Genomic DNA, 17614 nt, shown 5'->3' with positions numbered 1-17614 from the left:
ACCATCATCGTGCCCTCAACTGGTACCCCCGCGCTGCCGGATCTGGCACATGGGGGAGGATCCGAATTGCAAAGAACTGTCCAATCGTCGGCCGAGTCGTACCCGGCCGGCGACCACGACACCGAAGGAGTACCCGTGGCCGAGAAGCTTTACGCCACCCTGCACACCAACCACGGCCCGATCCGGCTGCAGCTGTTCCCGGACCACGCCCCGGCGACCGTGCGCAACTTCGTGGAGCTTGCGGAGGGCACGAAGGAGTACACCGACCCGCGCACCGGGCAGAAGGGCAGCGGGCCGTACTACGACGGCACGATCTCGCACCGGGTCATCGCCGGTTTCATGATTCAGCTGGGTGACCCGACCGGCACCGGCCGGGGCGGACCGGGCTTCCAGTTCGCCGACGAGTTCCACCCGCAGCTGCAGTTCGACCGGCCGTACCTGCTGGCCATGGCGAACGCCGGGCCGGGCACGAACGGCTCGCAGTTCTTCATCACGGTCGCCCCGACCCCGCACCTGAACCGTCGCCACACGATCTTCGGTCAGGTCGCGGACGAGGAGTCGGCGAAGGTTGTCGACTCGATCGCCAACACGGCGACCGGCCCCGGCGACCGGCCGCGCGAGGACGTCGTGATCGAGCGCGTGGAAATCGACCGCGTGAACGACTGACGTACCGTATTAGGTATGAGTGAGGCTCCCTCGACGGCTCCGGTCTGCTATCGCCATCCGTCGCGGGAGACCTCCGTCCGGTGCACCCGATGTGACCGGCCGATCTGCACGGACTGCATGCACGTGGCGTCCGTCGGCCATCAATGCCCGGAGTGCGTCTCCGAGGGCCGGCGCACCGTGCGGCAGGCCCGCACCGCCTTCGGCGGCACGTTAGTCGGCCGCGCCGGGTACGCGACGCGCGCCCTGATCGGGATCAATGTGCTGTTCCTGGTCATCTCGGTGATCACCGGCGGCAGCCGGGCCATCGCGGGCGGCGGCGGCTTCGGCGGCCTGATGGGCTCGTCGACCCCGCTCACCCAGTGGGGTTCGGTGCTGGGCTACGCGTCGTACGTGCCCGGCGGCCCGGCCCACGGCGTCGCGGCCGGCGAGTGGTACCGCCTGGTCACCGCCATGTTCCTGCACTACGGCGCGCTGCACCTGCTGCTCAACATGATCTTGCTGTGGCAGCTCGGCCGATACCTCGAGGACAAGCTGGGCCCGCTGCGGTTCCTCGCCATCTACCTGCTCGCGGGCCTCGGCGGCAACGTCGCGGCGTACGTCTTCTCGCCGCAGAACCAGTCGACGGCCGGCGCCTCGACAGCGGTGTTCGGGCTGATCCTCGCGGTGTTCGTGGTGAACCGGAAGCTGCGGCTGGACACCAGCACGCTGATCCCGCTGATCGTGGTGAACCTGCTGTTCACGTTCACCGTCCGGGGCATCTCGATCCCCGGTCACATCGGCGGGCTCCTGGTGGGCGGCATCGTCGCGGCCCTGATGGCGTACGCCCCCCGGCAGAACCGCAACGTGATCCAGTGGGGTGGGGCCGCCGCCGTCCTGGTCGTGCTCGTGATCATCGCAATCGTGCGCACCCAGCAGCTGCTCTCCTAGCGGGTGACCCGCAGGTCGGCCAGCGTGGCGGCCACGTCCTCCGGGGGCGCGCCGCCCAGATCGTTCGCGGTGAACAGATAGAGCGCCTCGCCCGCGTCCAGCTCCAATATCTCGCTGCGCAGGCCGCGATGGGAGCGCCGGTCGACGCGTACCCGCTCGATCTCGGACCAGGTCAGCCGGCGCCGGCCCAGGAAGCCGGTGAGCACGGTGACGCCGTCGGTGTCGGCGGCCAGCCGGACCGGAGCGATCAGGTCGCGCGCCGCCCAGATCGCGAGCACGACCGCCACCGCCCCGGCGATCACCCAGCGGACCGGGTCGTCACCGGCGAACGCGACCGCCAGCGCGAGAACCGCGACGGCACCGACAAGCTTGCCGACCGGCAGGGCCGGTCTGATACGCCACTGCATTCCTTCACTATGGCAGCGCACGTTACGGTCGACATATGCGTGATGCGGTGATCGTCGGCGCGGTTCGTACTCCGGTCGGGCGTCGCGGTGGCGGTCTCGCCGGCGTGCATCCGGTCGATCTCTCCGCGCACGTGCTGCGCGCCCTGGCCGAGCGCACCGGTTTCGATCCGGCCGACGTGGAGGACGTGGTCTGGGGCTGCGTCTCGCAGGTCGCCGAGCAGTCGTGGAACGCCGGGCGCAACGCGGTCCTCGCGGCCGGCTGGCCGGACACGGTGCCCGGCACGACGCTGGACCGCCAGTGCGGATCGAGCCAGCAGGCGCTGCATTTCGCGGCGGCGACGGTGATCTCCGGGCAGGCCGATCTCGTGGTGGCCGGTGGGGTCGAGTCGATGACCCGGGTGCCGATGGGGTCGAGCGCGGCGGGCGCCGACCCGTACGGCCCGGCGGTGCGTGCGCGGTACGGCGTGGACGGGTTCAACCAGGGTGTCGGCGCGGAGATGGTCGCCGAGCGGTGGGGCTTCTCCCGCGCGCGGCTCGACGAGTACGCACTGGGCAGCCACGCGGCCGCGGCCCGGGCTCAGGACGCCGGCGAGTTCGACGCGGAGATCGAGCCGTTGGACGGCGTGAAGCTTGACGAGGGCGTACGGCGGGACACGTCGTTGGAAAAATTGGGCGGTCTGAAGACGCCGTTCCGCGCGGACGGGGTGGTCACGGCCGGCTCGGCGTCGCAGATCTCGGACGGCGCCGCCGCGCTCGCGGTGACCACCTCGGCGTGGGCGGCCGAGCACGGGTTACGTCCGCTGGCCCGGGTGCACACCGCGGTGGTCGCGGCCGACGACCCGGTGATCATGCTGACCGCGCCGCTGCCGGCCACCGCGAAGGCGCTGGCCAAGTCGGGTCTCACCCTCGACGACATCGGGGTGTACGAGGTGAACGAGGCGTTCGCGCCGGTGCCGCTGGCCTGGCTCGCCGAAACCGGCGCCGACCCCGACCGGCTGAACCCGCGCGGCGGGGCGATCGCGCTGGGTCACCCGCTCGGGGCATCCGGCGCGCGGATCATGACGACGATGCTGCACCACATGCGACAGCACGGCATCCGTTATGGCCTGCAGACCATGTGCGAGGGCGGCGGGATGGCCAATGCCACGATTGTCGAGCTCCTGTAACCTCCTGGACGTCTCGCCGTTGAACGCCGTATGGACGTGTTCTCCCGTACGTTCCTTCCCGCCGCCGCCGAGGCCGGGGTCGCGATCCCGACGGTGAGCCGGCACATGCCGATATTCCGCCGCTGCGTCGAGCCGGACGACACGACCGTGCTGGTCCGTCGTTGCCTGCGGCCGGACGCTCCGATGTCCGGCGAGTTCATGATGGTGCTGACCTACCGGCGGCTCGTGGTCACGCAGGAGACCCGGGTGCTGCATCGGTTGCGGCTGCATCTCAACGCCAACCTGCGACATCTGAGCAACGTCACGTGGAACGCCGAGCTGGGCCGCTCCGCCATGGAGGTCGCGGCGACCGCGGTCGACGGGGTGCGCGAGCGCTTCCGCCTGCGACTGGGCGAGCCGGAGGCCGTGGGGCATCTCGACCAGCTCCTGTCGCAGGTGTTCCGCTCGCGCACCGCCACGATCTAATCCAGAAATTTCTGGATTTTTGCTTTTATGCCTGCTGCGTCCAGGCCGTGCGCCTTCGCGTGGTCCTGCCAACTGCCGTACCGGCGGATCTCGTGATGGCCGACGCCCAGGTGCAGCGCGCGATGCGGCACGCCTGACAGCGCCTCGCTGACCTGCCGGGCCGACGTCCCGGCGAGGTAGGGCTCCACCATGACCACCTCACCGCCGGCGAGCAGGCGCAGGCCTTCCGCGTCCAACGGCCGGGGCGCGTTCGTGTACGCCACGGTGACGTCCATGCCGCGCGTCGCCTCGACGACCGGATCCAGCATCGGCCCCACCGCCACCACGAGCGGCCCACCGCGCCGGATGACCTGCAACGTGGGTCCCCCGATGTGCGGAATCTCGTTCTCCTGCACCGTCAGTCGAATGTAGACGCGGTCGTCGTGCCGGGCGGCGTCGCGCAGCATCGGCCCGACCTCGTCACGGTGCCCGGGAACGTGCACGGTCCAGCACTCCAATGTGTCCAGCAGCGCCACATCACCCGGCGACTGATGGGTGTACCCCTCGGCCGACCCGTCGTAGGACGCGCCGATGCTCACCAGCACCGCCCCCGCGTCCTGGTGACCGAGGTCCAGCTTGATCTGCTCGTACGCGCGGTCCACCACGAACGGGGCGTACGAATGCACGTACGGCCGCATGCCGGTCAGCGCGAGCCCGCCCGCGACGCCGATCATCAGCTGTTCCCGGATGCCCACGTTGAGCACCCGGTCGGGGTGCCGTCGCATGGCCGGCCCGAACGCATCGGCCGAGATGTCGGCGAGCACCAACGCCGTACGCGGATCGTCATCGAGCAGTTCGGTGGTCGTCTTGACGAACGTGTCCCGCATCATCGCCCTCCACCCCGCTTCGGCTCGACGCGCGCCACGACCAGGCCGGGCGCTTCCCGACGGTCAAGAGCTTGCTGCAGCCGTACGCGGTCCCGGCCGTCCACCACCGCACTGGCCCAGCCCGGGAAGCGTGCCGCGATCCCGCCCGGCCACCCGTGCGTCGCGGACTGGTTGTCGATCACGATGGCGGTCAGCGGCAGCCGGATCGCCGAGGCGTACGCGATGGCCTCGTGGTTTGATCCTTCATCCAGTTCAGCGTCACCCAGCAGGACGAATGTGCGCGCGTCCGGGAAGCCTTGCGCGCGCAGGCCGAGCGCGACGCCGACGCCGATGCCCAGGCCGTGCCCGAGCGAACCGGTGCCTATTTCGACGCCCGGAATGCGCACCCGGTCCGGGTGGTGGCCGAGCGGACTGTCCCAACTGCCCAGGTCGTCGAGCCAGGACTCCGGGATGAAGCCCTTGGCGGCCAGGACGGCGTAGTACGCGGCGGGCCCGTGGCCCTTGGATAACAGGAAGCGGTCGCGGTCCGGGGCGTCTACCGTCTCGGGCGAGATGCGCAGAATCTTGTCGTACAGGACCCAGAGGACATCGAGCGTCGAGTGGGCGCTGGGCGCGTGTTTCTCGTCGCCGGTCAATCGCTTGATCAGGTGTTCCAGCGGGTGAGCGTAAGCAACAGTCATGGGGATAGGCTGCAACTTGAAGTTCACTTCAACTCAAGGGTTGGATCGATGGAAACACTCGCGATCGGTGATTTCGCGGCCCGCAGCGGGGTCGCCGCGTCGGCGCTGCGGTACTACGAGCGCGAGGGTCTGATCCGCTCCACGCGCACGTCCGGCAACCAGCGCCGGTACCGTCGATCGGAGCTGCGCCGGGTCGCCTTCATCCGGATCGCCCAGCAGGTGGGTGTGTCGCTCGACGAGATACGCGAGGCGCTGGCCGAGCTTCCGGAGAACCGCACCCCGACCAAGGCGGACTGGGCGCGCCTGTCCGGGCGCTGGCGGCACAAGCTCGACGAGCGGATCACGCTGATGGAACGCCTGCGCGACCAGTTAGCCGGCTGCATCGGCTGCGGCTGCCTGTCGATGCAACGCTGCCAGCTGATCAACCCGTCGGATCGGCTGGCCGCCCGCGGCCAGGGCCCGCAGATGATCCTCAACCCACCGGACGACTGAGGTTGCGCGGCGACATCGATGCTTGAGAAAGTCTCGACAGCCGCCGCGAAGGTCGTGATGAATGCCGAGCCCGCCCCAGCCTGACCCGCTGCCCTTGGCGTTGCTCACCGGCATCCTGGCGTTGACCGACGGCGCGCTGGCCGGGATCGGCTTGGTGGTGGCCAACGCCCGCCGCCAGGGCCATCTGACCACCGTGGAGGCCGCGACGTTCCTCCTGGTCGGCGCGTCGGCCGCGCTGGGCGTCCTGATCCTGGTGCTGGCCCTGCTGGCCCTCGCCCGCGGCACCGCCGGCCACACCTTGGCGCGGCTGGCGTCGGCCCTGGCCTGGTTGCGACTCCCCTGCGTCATCATCGCCCTGCCGGTGCTGGCCCTGACCCTCGGCTTCGCAGCCCTCTCCGGGGTCCTGCAGACGGCAGGCGCAGCCGTCGCCGTGGCCGACGCCCTCCCAGCCGTGGTGGTGGCCGGAATACTCACTCGCCGCGCGCCGCGACGCTGATCCCCGGCAGCCATCCCGGGTACTCCGCGAAGATCTACTCCCTGTCGGCCAGACGGACACCCTCCGCGAATCCTTTCGACAGCGTCGTCTAATCTGGACGGTGGCGTTACCTGCGTTTCACGGAGGGTGAAGAGGTTTGCGACGCACCGAAGCATTCCCATCTCCTCGACGTTCGGGTGACCACGACGCGAGCGGGAACGATGCCTCGGTGCCGAGTCAGCGCGTCGATGCCGTGGACGACCGGACGGTCACGGCCATGCTTGAACAACTCCAGGAGGGCTACGTCGCGGCCGTCGCGGCGACCGCCGGATGCTTCGTACAGAGGGTAGGCGGCGACGTGAACGGCGTCGATGCGCACATCATCCGCCCGGCCAAGAGTATCGGGGCCGAGGAAGAGATCACGCTTGGCGTTCAGCTCAAATGTACGACGCAAGTTCGTCCCGATCCGGCGAAGGAATACTTCTCGTACCAGTTTTCGAAGCGACGCTCTCTTGAGGCGCTTACACTTCGCCGTTCCATTATCAAGGTTATACCGCTCATCATGGTAACCTCTCCTCAGCAGAGGAGCTGGACCAAGTCAACGCATGAAGCGCTTCGAATTTCGCACTGCTGTTATTGGCTAAACCTAGAGGGTTATTCCATTACCGACGGCGTGCAGAAGCCGTCGGTAAAAATACCGACGGCCAATATATTTGACGCCGACGCATTGATCGATATAATGGGAAGGCTTGAGCGAGGGGAGGACCTCTGATGGATCCCGACACCCTTCCTCCGATTGATCAGATCGACCCCATGAGGTTCACCGCGCTGCTGGAGCAAGCGGGCTGGCGCCTCATCGGCGGCCGGCGCGGCCTATATAACCGCCTAGCGCCACCCTCGCTTGCCGACACACCGGACGGCGTTCGGAGCAGCATCCTCATTCCCCTGGACCGACAGGCACCTGACTACAGTGAGCTGATCCGAGCAGCTATCCACGAAGTGCAGGGCACCGAGGACGGCGAGGTCTGGCATCGCCAGATACTGCCGCGGATAGTCGCTCGGGCCGCCGATCAGTTCCAGTTCAGGAGGCAGACCGAAGCCCCGGCTGGATTGATTCCGTGGGATCAGGGCGAGTACATGATTAAGTCGGTTCGTGGAACTTTGGCCGCCGGCGCCAAGTCTTACATCGAGAAGAAGCGACGATTCAGCAACCGACTCGGTCAATTCTCGAATCGCTTCCTCGAGACTATCTATATGGGACAAACGGCGGTCGGAAGTTACATCGTCACAGCGTACGCCCCGACCGATAGCGAAATCCCCGTCAATCGCTCGATGGGTAATATTTCACCTGGCGATTCGGTGGCCCGCGGCCGAGACGTGACGCAGTCTGTATCTCGTGCTCTCGAGGCGACGGTCGAGGCGATTGATCACTATCATCGCACTAATTCGCTCGCCGGGTTCGACGCTGGGATTGAAAATGGTATCTCACACGAGCTCTCGTATTGGTTGGAAGAGTTCGCCTCCCGAGCAGATGAGAGCGATATCCGCATCGTCTGGGATTCGGGCGTCGATCTTCTTCAGCCACCAGAGCTGGCGTCGCCCATCAGCACCTACGCATTCACACGTCAGGACGCCAACATCCTTGGCAGAGCGGCTCGCTACCTTGCCGATGACCCGACGCCCGCGACACATGAGGTCGTGATCGGACGCGTTCACGTCGCAAGCAAGAAGCGACCTGGTGACCCCGGTGTTTTCGGCTTGGAGGTCTCCGAAGGCCCGGTTCGCAAGGTGCAGGTCCGGCTTCGGAACGCTTTGGAGTATCACCGAGCCACTCGAGCGCTCGATCAAGATTTGATCCTGGCTATCAGCGGGAATCTGGAACGCGACGGCAATCAAGCGTGGCTCTACAACGCAGAGATCCTGTTCGAAACCACTTCCGTTGCGCAGGCCAATGCGCAGCTGGGCCTCCCAGCGCCCGTCGAAGGCCTGGAGTTGTTCGACGACTCATCGGCCGACTTCGATCGATAGCGTCACCCGTGCCTGTTTCGATGCACTTGGGTGCGTCGATAACAGGCACGGGTCGTCTCCTCGCGCCAAATCACGGTCAGACGCGGACGGGGATTGCTGAGGAGGCGCCCAGGAGCTTGCCGGAGGCGTCCAAGGCCTCGGCCACCACGTATTCCGGCATGCCCGCGACGGTCAGGGTCGTCTCGAAGCCGGTGCGGGTGCCCTCGAGGGCGGCGGACAAGGCGCCCGGCTGCTCGCCGGAGCGGGCGCGCCACTTGGCGATTTTGGTGGCGCCGTTCCAGGAGGCGCTGACGATGACGTTGCCGCCGTCGGTGTGCAGGCCCAGCGCCGGCTGGTCCATCGGCGTGCCGGTCCAGTCGGCCTTGTACGCGCGGTACGACTGGTTGTCGAGCGGCAGGTGCCCGGCGAAGCGTACGGAGCCGTCGGGGTTGTGTTCGGTGAAGTACGGGTCCTGGCCCCACCCGATGAAGGAACCGCCGTCGGCCAGCTCGCGGAAGCAACCCTGCGTCGGCGCGGAGATCTTGTCGGGGTGGACGAACTCGGCCACGAAGGTCACCCGGCGGGCCGCCTCGTCCATCTTCATGATCAGGCCGCGCGAGTACGGGTGGACCTTGGTCACGCCGGCGCCGTTGTCGAAGACGCTGTAGGTGCCGTCGCGGCGCTGGCGGAAGTCGTGCTGCCAGGCGAACTTGCTGCGATCGTCCTGCTGGAAGTCGTTCTTCTTGCCGCCCAGGCGCCACATCACGGCGCCGGTCGTGTGGTCCAGCTTGAACGTCGTCCAGGTGTGCCGCGACGAGATGATGATGTTGCCGTCGGCGGCCAGGCCGATCGAGTTCGCGTGGAAGTAGTCGTACGGCAGGTGAGCCGAGTCGCCGACCGGTAACGGCGCGTACGACTCGTCGAGCCCGACGTGCTGGCTGGCCCGCCACTCGAACAGCTTGCGCCCGGTGGCGATGTCGAGCTCCTGGATCACGCCGTCGTGCAGCACACCGTTCTTCGGCCCGCCGACGGGGCTCAGGTCGTACGGGATCGGGTCGTAGACCCAGAACAGCGCCGTGTTCCGTGGCGTGATCACGAAGTCGTGCTGGTCGGCCTGCTCGGTGCCGGCCGCGCGCACCCGGGCGATCTCCCGGTACGACGTGTCGGAGAGCACGAACTCGCCCTGTCCGACGCCCTGCCCGCCGGTGCCGCCGATGGTGCCTTCCCACCATGTCAGGACGGGTTTGTTCTGATACTGCTGGACCTTGAAGTCGATCGCCACGGTGGCCGGGTCAGGCACCTTGCGGAACCAGACCGGTGAGCCGGTCTCGTCCACGATCAACGGCCCCCACAATCCGGCGCCGGAGGCCGGCGTCAGGAAGACGTATCCGCCCGACGTTCCGTTGGGTGGCGTCGTGATGGTGATATCCGGCAGCGTTCGCAAATCGGGACGAGATCGGTATTTCGGCGGGCCGGCGTCGGCCGCTGGGGTCGCGGGCGTGCCGTCCGAGCCGTCGTGAGCGATCGCGTAGCCGATACCACCGCCTGCCACACCGGTTACGGCGGCGCTACCCACGCCGATGAGCAAATTCCTACGAGAGACGCGGGGGGAGTCCTTCACGGCTGCCACAATGCCCCGATCTAGTAAAGATCTACCTCACCGGACGATCAAAGTTCGCTGTGAGCTTGACCTCGGCATATATGTCGATCAAGCGCGGTGTCAAGACGTCCGGATGAAAGTGCTTGAGGTATCGGTCACGGGCCGCCGGGGCCACCGCGGCCGCCCGGTCGCGGGCGATCGGCAATGCCTCGGCCAACGCCGACGGGGTCGGTTCGACCAGCCAGCCGCCGGCGTCGGGGCCGGTGCCGACCATGTACGGGATGCCGCCGACCGCCGTGCCGAGCACCGGACGGCCCGCGGCCATCGATTCCAGCACCACCGTGGGCAGGACGTCGTTCCAGGTCGGCGGCGCGATCACCACGGCCGACTCGTGCCGCGCCGCCCGCATCCCGGCCTGGTCGAGGATGCCCAGGTAGCGCACATCCTGGCGCTGGGCGGCGGCCTGCTCGGCCAGCGGGCGGAGCTCACCGTCACCGGCGATGCGCAGCGTGCCCAGCGCGCCGTCCGGGTGCCGCTGCCAGGCGTCGAGCAACAGGCCGAGGCCCTTTTCCGGGGAGAGCCGCGCGCCGTACAGGAAACCCTCACCGATCGGGGTCGGCTCGCCGGGGTCCGGCAGGCCGTTCGGCTTCACCACGAGGTGCTCGTCCGGAATGCCGTAGTCGCGCAGATGAGCGGCGATCTGGTCGGTGAGCGCGATGAACCGCTCGACCGAACGCCAGGTGGGCCGATGCACCGCCAGGGTGGTGGCCATCAGCGCGCTCTGCGCGGCCGAGCCCCGATAGCAGCGATGCTGCACGGCCGGCCAGCCCAGCAGCTTGCCGCGGCAGTCCTGGCAGTTGTGCCCGTCCCGGAAGTAGAGCCCGGACGAGCACACCTGCCGGTAGTTATGCACGGTCTGGATCACCGGGACGCCGTGCTGATGTGCCGTCCGGACCACCCAGGGCGACAGCAGCGGGTACGGGTTGTGCAGGTGCAGCACGTCCGGACGCTCGGCGGCGAGCAACTTTGACAGGTCGCGCTGGGCGGCCCGGCCATAGATCGGGGAGAGCGGGAGAAGCGCCTTCTCGACGGCCGGCATCACGGCGATCGAGTCGGAGCTGCGCTGGAACGGCACCACCTCGACCCCCGCCGCGGTGAGCTGGGCGATCTCCGTGTCCACGATGACGTTCTCGCCGGACGGGATTGCTTCCCGATACCGATTGTGCGCAACGACGACCTTCACGGTGAGAAACGCTACCGTTGAGGGCGTGCCCGAACTCCCTGAGGTCGAGGCGCTCGCGGCCTACCTGCGCGAGCGCGCGGTCGGCCACAAGATTCAGCGCTTCGAGGTGTCCTCGTTCAGCGCTCTGAAAACCTACGATCCACCCCCGTCCGCCGTGGTGGGCCGGCCCATAACCGACGCCGGCCGGCACGGCAAATTCCTCGACATCGGCATCGGTGACGACCTGCACCTGGTCGTGCATCTCGCGCGCGCCGGCTGGCTGCACTACCGCGACGCGTTCAAGTCGCCCGCGCCGCTCAAACCGGGCAGCGGGCCGATCGCGATCCGGGTCCGCCTGGACGACGGCGAGGGCTTCGACCTGACCGAGGCCGGCACCCAGAAGTCGCTGGCGGCGTACCTCGTCCGCGATCCGGCCGAGGTGCCCGGCGTGTCGCGGCTCGGGCCGGACGCACTGGCCGTCTCGCGGGACGAGTTCGCCGAGCGGATCCGCGGGCGCAACGGCCAGATCAAGGGCGTCCTCACCGACCAGGAGGTGCTCGCCGGCATCGGCAACGCGTACTCGGACGAGATCTTGCATGTGGCGAAGATGTCGCCGTTCGCGCTGACCGGGAAACTCACCGACGAGCAGATCACCACGCTGTACGAGAAGATGCGCGAGGTCGAGACCGACGCGGTCGCCCGCTCGGTCGGTCAGAAAGCGGCCGAGCTCAAGGGCGAGAAGCGCTCCGGCATGCAGGTTCACGGGCGGACGGGGCTGCCATGCCCGGTTTGCGGGGACACCGTTCGCGAGGTGTCGTTCGCCGACAAAAGCCTTCAGTATTGCCCGACCTGTCAGACCGGCGGTAAGCCCCTCGCCGACAGACGCCTGTCCAAGTTGATCCGTTAGCACCCTTACAGTCACGCTGCGTCAGATCTGCTGAACGCGACACGACGTCCGGTCCCAACCGTGCGATCCATCGGTATAGTGGCCCGGTCCCACGTATCCGTCGTGGCTCTCAGGGTGGAACGGCGAACCGCAAAACCCCGGGCCCCGTGGCGGTGCGTAATCTTTTCCGGATGCGGGAGGACGTAGGCGAGGTGACCGCTAGCCTGCATCGCCCGGTTACCGACAGCAGCCGGAGCAAGCCCGTGTCGTACGACAGCTTCGAGTGGCAGCAAGAGCCGCCGCCGAGCAACGGCGTTCCCCGATCCGCGTGGAACCGGCAACACAAGCGGCTGTCGCGCTGGCACCGGCCGTACACGCTGATCCTCGTCATCCTCGACCTGATCTCCACGATCTTCGCGAGCTACCTGGCCGCGACCCAGCTGGAGAAAGCGAAGTCCGGCTTCATCGGCCGCAGCTGGGGCTTCCTGCACGACGCCGAGCTGTTCTACTTCTTCGCCTACGTGGTGCTGCCGGTCGGCTGGCTGATCCTGCTCTGGGCCAACGGCACGTACGACCGCCGCTACCTGGGCCTGGGCAGCGAGGAGTTCAAACGGATCGTGCGCACGTCGGTCACCGTGGTGGCCCTCGTATCGCTGCTCGCCTTCGCGACCAAGACCGGTCTGTCCCGTGGCACGGTCGCGCTCGTCTCGCTGAGCGCGCTGCTCTTCCTGCTGCTCGATCGCGTGGTGGCCCGGCAGGTGCTGCATCTCGCGCGGCGGCGCACCGGTCACGGCGCGCACCGGATGATCCTGTTCGGCACGCTGCCCGAGGCCCTCGAGGTCTACACCGCGGTCACCCGCAGCCCGGCCGCCGGTCTGATACCGGTCGCCATCCACATAACCGACGGTTACGCGGCGGCGCGCGGCATCGAAACCCCGGTTCCCGTGTACGCGGCGCGCGACGTCCTGTCCCTGGTCCGGGAGGTCGGGGCGGACACCATCGCGGTCTGCGGCTCGGCCAGCGCGGAGCCCGGTGAGCTGCGCCGGCTGGCCTGGGCGCTCGAGGGCACCGGCGTCGACCTGGTGGTGGCTCCGCAGCTCACCGACATCGCCGGCCCCCGGGTGCACATCCGCCCGATCGAGGGCCTGCCGCTGCTGCACGTCGAGGAGCCGACGCTCTCCGGTCCGGGCTGGCTCGTCAAAAACCTGCTCGACCGGGTCGCCGCGGCGATCGGCCTGCTCATCCTCAGCCCCATTCTGCTTCTCATCGCGATCGGCATCCGGTTCTCCGATCCCGGTCCGGTGTTCTTCCGCCAGCCGCGCGTCGGCCACGAGGGCCGCACCTTCCGGGTCTGGAAGTTCCGCACCATGTACGTGGACGCGGAAGAGCGCAAGGCCACGCTGGAGGAGCTCAACGAGTCCGACGGCATGATGTTCAAGATGAAGCAGGACCCGCGGATCTTCTCATTCGGGCAGAAGCTGCGGGCCACCTCGCTGGACGAGCTGCCACAGTTGATCAATGTGTTGAAGGGCGAGATGTCGCTGGTCGGGCCGCGCCCGCTGCCCGCCGACGACGGCGACTACCTGGGCGACGTCCGCCGCCGGCTGCTGGTCCGGCCGGGCATCACCGGCCTGTGGCAGGTCTCCGGACGCTCCGATCTCTCCTGGGACGAGGCGGTCCGGCTCGACCTCTACTACGTGGACAACTGGTCGCTGACGTACGACCTCAGCATCCTGTGGCGCACCATCTGGGTGGTCCTGCGGCGCAAGGGCGCGTACTAGATCCTGGACGCGCGGGCCCGCGATGGGTCAATATCCGCGTGTGGCAGGACAGGTCGGAACGGCGCTGGCGGTCCTCGTTGTGCTCGCCGGCCTGGCCGGGGCGGTGACCGCCGTGGTGCGGTTGCGCGCTCGCCGGGGCATCGCGACCGCCATGCAGCGGGCCACCTACGAGGTGCTGCACACGGCCGCGCTCGCCGCCGAGCCGCTGCGGGCCGGGCTCACCCCGGCCAACGCCGGTAAGGCCGCCCGTCATCTGCGCACGCTGGTCGGCGGCGCCGGGGTGACCATCGCGGACGGCGAGCGCTGCCTGGCCTTCGACGGTCCGGGCGGCCACCACAGCGAGCAGTTCACCACGGCCGCCCGCAAGGCGCTGGAGTCGCACCGCTCGGTCGTGCTCTCGGCCGGCGATCTGCCCTGCGACCGGGTGGACTGCGTGGTGCGCGGTGCCGTCGTGGTGCCGCTGGCCGGCCCGGACGGCCGGGCCGCCGCCGCGCTGGTCGCGATCGCGGACGCGCATCCCGCTCCGGGCCTGGTGCAGGCCACTCAGGAGGCGGCGCGCTGGGCCGGGCAGCAGCTCGCGCTGGCCGAGTTGGACTCCTCCCGGGAACGGCTCGCCCGGGCCGAGGTGCGGGCGTTACGCGCGCAGATCAGCCCGCATTTCATCTACAACGCGCTCACCGCGATCGCCTCGTTCGTGCGCACCGACCAGGAACGGGCGCGCGAGCTGATCCTGGAGTTCGCCGAGTTCACCCGGTACTCGTTTCGCGCGCACGGCGATTTCACCACGCTCGCCGAGGAGCTTCGCTCCATCGACCGCTATCTGACCATCGAACGGGCGCGGTTCGGCGATCGTTTGCAGGTACGCCTCCAGATCGCCCCCGAGGTGCTGCCGGTCGGGCTTCCGTTCCTCTGCCTGCAGCCGCTCGTGGAGAACGCGGTGCGGCACGGGCTTTCCCGCAAACCGGGCGTCGGTATGGTGAGCATCGAAGCACGGGACGCCGGTGCCGAATGCCACATCACGGTCGAGGACGACGGGGTTGGGATGGATCCGGCGGTCTTCGCGCCGGGGCGGGCCGACCTCGACGACGGCCAGCACACCGGTCTGGCGAACGTGGACGAGCGCCTGCGCTCGGTCTTTGGTGATCATTTCGGTTTGGTGGTGGAGACAGCGCCCGGCGCGGGTACGAAGGTGAGCATGCGAGTGCCGAAGTTCCACCCGGACGTACGGGCTCGCCGGTGAGTCTTGTCGTGTTGGCCGTCGACGACGAACCGCCGGCGCTGGACGAACTGGCCTATCTGCTGAACGCGGACGGGCGGGTGGCGCATGTGCATCGCGCCGGCGACGCCACCGAGGCGCTCCGGGTGCTGCGCGACACCGAGGTCGACGCGGTCTTCCTGGACATCCGCATGCCCGGCCTGGACGGCATGGAGCTGGCCCGGATCCTGCGCCGCTTCGCGCGGCCCCCGGCGATCGTCTTCGTCACCGCCTACGACGACGGCGCGGTGGACGCCTTCGACCTGGGCGTGACCGACTACGTCCGCAAGCCGGTGCGGGCCGAGCGGCTGGGCGAGTCGATCCGCCGGGTCAGCGGGCTGCGCTCGGTCACGGTGCCGATGCAGGCGGTGCCCGCCGACGAACCGGCCATCCCGGTGGAGCTGGCCGGCACGACCCGGATGCTGCCGCGCTCCTCGGTGCGCTGGGTGGAGGCGCAGGGCGACTACGCCCGGCTGCACACCGCCGACGCCTCGCACCTGGTGCGGGTGTCGCTGGCGACGCTCGCCGAGCGCTGGGCGGAGGCCGGGTTCGTCCGTATCCACCGGTCGTACCTGGTGCAGTTGCGCCTGGTCGCGGAGCTGCGGCTGACCACCTCGGGCTATGTCGTGACGGTGGACGAGGTGGAGCTGCCGGTCAGCCGGCGGCACACGCGCGAGCTCAAGGACAAGCTGATCCGGGCCGCCAAACACGACTGGACCCGCTGAATCCACACGGTTGTCCACAACCTGACGCCGTTCTCCACAGGGTTATCCACAGCCAGACGGCCCGACCTCCACAGGTTGTTCACAATCCCCGCGCCGCGTCTGCACGGATGATCAATAAGCTCCCCGCCAGAGCCTGGCCGATGGCCACGGGGGGCATCGGCCGGGCTTGCCGCACCTGTGTTTGATGGGCGCGACGGCCGGGAGGTGGAGACGTGGACACAACGTTCGAGCGCCGGGTTCTCGTGGTGGAGGACGAGCGGACCATCGCGGAGTCGGTGGCGGCTCGCCTGCGCGCCGAGGGCTTCACGGTGGAGATCGCCGGCGACGGCCCGGCCGCGGTCGCCGCCGCGCGCCGGCACCAGCCCGACGTGGTCGTGCTCGACGTGATGCTGCCCGGCTTCGACGGCCTCGAGGTCTGCCGGCGGATCCAGGCCGAGCGCCCGGTCCCGGTCCTCATGCTCACCGCCCGCGACGACGAGAGCGACCTGCTGGTCGGCCTCGCGGTCGGCGCCGACGACTACATGTCCAAGCCGTTCTCGATGCGCGAGCTGGCCGCCCGCGTGCACGCGCTGCTGCGCCGGGCCGCGAAGTCGGCGCCGGCTCCGGAGGCGTCGCCCACGCTGCGGTTCGGCGATCTGGAGATCAATCAGGCCGAGCGGCGGGTGCTGCGCGCCGGGATCGAGGCGCACCTGACGCCGACCGAGTTCGACCTGCTGACCCACCTGGCCGCGCACCCGCGCACCGTGCTGCCCCGGGAGCGGCTGCTCGCCGACGTCTGGGGCTGGGCCGACGCCTCCGGGACGCGCACCGTGGACAGTCACATCAAAGGTCTGCGCCGCAAGCTCGGGCCGGACCTCATCCGTACGGTGCACGGGGTGGGTTATGCCCTGGAGGTCGAACGATGAGACTGCCCGCCGTCACCTGGCTGCCCCGCCCGCTCGATCCGGTGCGCTCGATCAAAATGAAGATCATCATGGTGCTGGCGGCGGCGGGCGGCGGCGGCATGACCTGGTTCACGCTCTGGCTGGGCTGGTTCCCGTTCTGGGTGGCGTTCACCTCGGCGATCGTCGGGGTGACGATCGTGCAGTTCCTGGCGCACGGCATGACCTCGCCGCTGCGCGAGATGACCGCCGCGGCCCGGGCGATGGCGCAGGGTGACTACACCCGCCGGGTCCGGGCCACCTCGCAGGACGAGGTGGGCGAGCTGGCGGCCGCGTTCAACCAGATGGCCGCCGACCTGGCGGCCGCCGACCGGCAGCGGCGCGAGCTGATCGCGAACGTCTCGCACGAGTTGCGGACGCCGATCACGGCGTTGCAGGGTCTGCTGGAGAACATCGTCGACGGCGTGGCCGCGGCCGAACCGGCGATGATGCAGACCGCCCTGACCCAGACCGAACGGCTCGGACGCCTGGTCACCGAGCTGCTCGACCTGTCCCGTCTGGACGCCGGCGTGGTCCCGATGACCCGCACGCCGATCAACGTGCCCGCCTTCCTGGACGATGTGGTGGCCGAGGCCCGGGTGAACGCCGCGGGCGCCGGCCGTCTGGTGCGGTTCGAGGTGTCCACGCCCAGCGTCGTGGTGCCCGGCGACCGGGAGCGGCTGCACCAGGTGTTCGCCAACCTGCTGGACAACGCGGCCCGGCACAGCCCGCCCGGCGGAACCGTGCTGGTCCGCGCCGAACGCCACGACGACCACGTGCTGGTGGCCGTCGCCGACGAGGGCGCCGGGATTCCGCCGGCCGAGCGCAATCGTGTCTTCGAACGCTTCACCCGCGGCGAGCGCGCGGAGGGCGGCGGGACCGGGCTCGGTCTCGCGATCGCCCACTGGGTGGTCCAGCTGCACAACGGCACCATCGCCGTGGCCGATCCGGACGCGGATCTGCGCGGCTGCCACATCCACGTGACCTTGCCGCTGACCGCCTGAACTCGCATTCATCTCGCACCCGATAAGCCCGGCGAACGGGACATCGGGGCGGTTCACCCTGCTCAAAATC

The 17614-nt window shown here is 68.8% G+C and carries 19 protein-coding genes; 14 read left to right on the top strand and 5 right to left on the bottom strand.

The window, feature by feature from the left end; translation table 11 throughout:
• Nucleotides 1-135: 135 nt before the first annotated feature.
• Together HH310_RS25385 and HH310_RS25380 are read left to right on the top strand one after the other, a co-directional pair.
• Nucleotides 136-666: a peptidylprolyl isomerase gene (locus tag HH310_RS25385; RefSeq protein WP_169178148.1), complete on the top strand. Its 531-nt coding sequence runs from the start codon at nucleotides 136-138 to the stop codon at nucleotides 664-666.
• Between the two features lie 15 nt (nucleotides 667-681).
• Nucleotides 682-1593 carry a rhomboid family intramembrane serine protease gene (locus tag HH310_RS25380; protein WP_169178147.1) on the top strand — a complete coding sequence of 304 codons (912 nt, stop codon included), beginning with the start codon at nucleotides 682-684 and terminating at the stop codon, nucleotides 1591-1593.
• Here the strand turns inward: HH310_RS25380 and HH310_RS25375 are convergent.
• The gene (locus tag HH310_RS25375) at nucleotides 1590-2000 is read right to left on the bottom strand and encodes a PH domain-containing protein (protein WP_169178146.1); all 411 of its coding nucleotides are present in this window, start codon (nucleotides 1998-2000) and stop codon (nucleotides 1590-1592) included. The two genes, HH310_RS25380 and HH310_RS25375, sit on opposite strands and share 4 nt — an antisense overlap.
• A gap of 35 nt (nucleotides 2001-2035) precedes the next feature.
• Between HH310_RS25375 and HH310_RS25370 the strand changes: the two genes are divergently transcribed.
• Nucleotides 2036-3166: an acetyl-CoA C-acyltransferase gene (locus HH310_RS25370; RefSeq protein WP_169178145.1), complete on the top strand. Its 1131-nt coding sequence runs from the start codon at nucleotides 2036-2038 to the stop codon at nucleotides 3164-3166.
• A 30-nt stretch (nucleotides 3167-3196) separates the two neighbouring features.
• A complete protein-coding gene (locus tag HH310_RS25365) occupies nucleotides 3197-3631 on the top strand; it encodes a hypothetical protein (RefSeq protein ID WP_169178144.1) in 435 nt (144 codons plus the stop codon).
• Here HH310_RS25365 and HH310_RS25360 read toward each other — a convergent pair.
• Nucleotides 3628-4497, bottom strand: coding sequence for a transketolase family protein (locus HH310_RS25360; RefSeq protein WP_169178189.1), 870 nt, complete (start codon nucleotides 4495-4497; stop codon nucleotides 3628-3630). The genes HH310_RS25365 and HH310_RS25360 overlap by 4 nt on opposite strands.
• Entirely contained in the window at nucleotides 4497-5177 is a 681-nt protein-coding gene (locus HH310_RS25355; RefSeq protein WP_169178143.1) for a transketolase, read from the bottom strand. The genes HH310_RS25360 and HH310_RS25355 overlap by 1 nt, the downstream gene beginning before the upstream one ends.
• Nucleotides 5178-5225: 48 nt before the next feature.
• Here HH310_RS25355 and soxR point away from each other — a divergent pair, with 48 nt between their 5' ends.
• The 4 genes from soxR (at nucleotide 5226) to HH310_RS25335 (ending at nucleotide 8172) form a co-directional block, all read left to right on the top strand.
• A complete protein-coding gene (soxR, locus tag HH310_RS25350) occupies nucleotides 5226-5669 on the top strand; it encodes a redox-sensitive transcriptional activator SoxR (protein ID WP_169178142.1) in 444 nt (147 codons plus the stop codon).
• Nucleotides 5670-5730: 61 nt separating this feature from the next.
• A complete protein-coding gene (locus HH310_RS25345) occupies nucleotides 5731-6165 on the top strand; it encodes a hypothetical protein (RefSeq protein ID WP_169178141.1) in 435 nt (144 codons plus the stop codon).
• Between the two features lie 136 nt (nucleotides 6166-6301).
• A complete protein-coding gene (locus tag HH310_RS25340) occupies nucleotides 6302-6916 on the top strand; it encodes a DUF4365 domain-containing protein (protein ID WP_169178140.1) in 615 nt (204 codons plus the stop codon).
• Nucleotides 6916-8172: a hypothetical protein gene (locus tag HH310_RS25335; RefSeq protein ID WP_169178139.1), complete on the top strand. Its 1257-nt coding sequence runs from the start codon at nucleotides 6916-6918 to the stop codon at nucleotides 8170-8172. Before HH310_RS25340 ends, HH310_RS25335 begins: the two co-directional genes overlap by 1 nt.
• Nucleotides 8173-8248: 76 nt before the next feature.
• On the opposite strand, the gene HH310_RS25330 is transcribed toward HH310_RS25335, so the two are convergent.
• Nucleotides 8249-9772: an arylsulfotransferase family protein gene (locus HH310_RS25330; RefSeq protein ID WP_312034306.1), complete on the bottom strand. Its 1524-nt coding sequence runs from the start codon at nucleotides 9770-9772 to the stop codon at nucleotides 8249-8251.
• Between the two features lie 31 nt (nucleotides 9773-9803).
• The gene (locus tag HH310_RS25325) at nucleotides 9804-10994 is read right to left on the bottom strand and encodes a glycosyltransferase family 4 protein (RefSeq protein ID WP_169178138.1); all 1191 of its coding nucleotides are present in this window, start codon (nucleotides 10992-10994) and stop codon (nucleotides 9804-9806) included.
• 25 nt (nucleotides 10995-11019) lie between these two features.
• Here HH310_RS25325 and HH310_RS25320 point away from each other — a divergent pair, with 25 nt between their 5' ends.
• The 6 genes from HH310_RS25320 (at nucleotide 11020) to HH310_RS25295 (ending at nucleotide 17544) form a co-directional block, all read left to right on the top strand.
• Nucleotides 11020-11880 (top strand): Fpg/Nei family DNA glycosylase, encoded by an 861-nt coding sequence (locus HH310_RS25320; protein ID WP_169178137.1) that lies wholly within the window; start codon nucleotides 11020-11022, stop codon nucleotides 11878-11880.
• 170 nt (nucleotides 11881-12050) lie between these two features.
• The gene (locus tag HH310_RS25315) at nucleotides 12051-13640 is read left to right on the top strand and encodes a sugar transferase (protein WP_169178136.1); all 1590 of its coding nucleotides are present in this window, start codon (nucleotides 12051-12053) and stop codon (nucleotides 13638-13640) included.
• Between the two features lie 40 nt (nucleotides 13641-13680).
• On the top strand, nucleotides 13681-14880 hold the full coding sequence (locus HH310_RS25310; RefSeq protein WP_396027541.1) for a sensor histidine kinase: 1200 nt from the start codon (nucleotides 13681-13683) through the stop codon (nucleotides 14878-14880).
• A complete protein-coding gene (locus HH310_RS25305; RefSeq protein ID WP_169178134.1) occupies nucleotides 14877-15620 on the top strand; it encodes a LytTR family DNA-binding domain-containing protein in 744 nt (247 codons plus the stop codon). The genes HH310_RS25310 and HH310_RS25305 overlap by 4 nt, the downstream gene beginning before the upstream one ends.
• A 212-nt stretch (nucleotides 15621-15832) precedes the next feature.
• On the top strand, nucleotides 15833-16525 hold the full coding sequence (locus tag HH310_RS25300) for a response regulator transcription factor (protein ID WP_169178133.1): 693 nt from the start codon (nucleotides 15833-15835) through the stop codon (nucleotides 16523-16525).
• A complete protein-coding gene (locus HH310_RS25295; protein WP_169178132.1) occupies nucleotides 16522-17544 on the top strand; it encodes a HAMP domain-containing sensor histidine kinase in 1023 nt (340 codons plus the stop codon). Before HH310_RS25300 ends, HH310_RS25295 begins: the two co-directional genes overlap by 4 nt.
• Nucleotides 17545-17614 lie beyond the last annotated feature (70 nt).

It is taken from the genome of Actinoplanes sp. TBRC 11911 (genome assembly GCF_012933445.1).
In the GTDB taxonomy this organism is placed as follows: Bacteria; Actinomycetota; Actinomycetes; order Mycobacteriales; family Micromonosporaceae; genus Actinoplanes.
Note: the sequence above shows the minus strand (reverse complement) of the source record. Positions and strands in the feature narration are given on the sequence as shown.